We start from the raw sequence: 592 nt of genomic DNA, 5'->3' as shown, positions 1-592 counted from the left end.
CCGAGATCGCGGTTCATCGTCAGCGCCGCGAAGCCGATGTTGGTCCGGTCGATGTAATTGAAGAAGTAGCCGATCGCCAGCAGCGGGACGAGGCGAACCAGGTTCTTGCGCAATGCGCGCTGAAGCGCGGCGTCGTTCGTCACATCCGGCTGGTCGTGCGCAATGGAGAGCGTCGATGCCATGGGTTCACCTGAATCCGAAGAAGTGGGCGGGATTGTCGACCAGCATCTGGATGCGGCGTGCGTCGTCCGGTACGATTCGCGCGATCAGATCGACGAGGTCGCCGTCGTCCGGCATCGGATGGCCGAGGTTCACGTGCGGCCAGTCGCTGCCCCACAGCACTCGTTCGGGCGCATGCTCGGCGAAGCGGCGTGCGACGACCAGCGTGTCGTCGAACGGCGCGCCGGTTTTCGACATCCGGTCAGCGCCCGACAGCTTGACCCATACGTTTCCCGTATCGAGCAACGCACACAACACGCGCACCGACAGGCTGTCCGCCCCTTCGTCGATGTCGACCCGCGCCATGTGGTCGATGACCACCGGCAAGTCGAGCGAACGGATGAACGGCGAAAATTCGATGATGTCCCGCCCG

The 592-nt window shown here is 63.9% G+C and carries 1 protein-coding gene and 1 pseudogene; both read right to left on the bottom strand.

The features are described from left to right. Positions 1–182, bottom strand: a pseudogene (locus tag A9Z05_RS01730) (MFS transporter); the annotation flags it as partial. Between the two features lie 4 nt (positions 183–186). Then, the coding region (locus tag A9Z05_RS01725; RefSeq protein ID WP_176730129.1) for an amidohydrolase at positions 187–592 on the bottom strand (406 nt) is incomplete at its 5' end.

The sequence above is a fragment of the Burkholderia sp. A2 genome, assembly GCF_001729305.1.
Lineage (GTDB): Bacteria > Pseudomonadota > Gammaproteobacteria > Burkholderiales > Burkholderiaceae > Burkholderia > Burkholderia sola.
The sequence above is the reverse complement of the archived record's forward strand: the minus strand, read 5'-3'. Positions and strand labels throughout refer to the sequence as shown.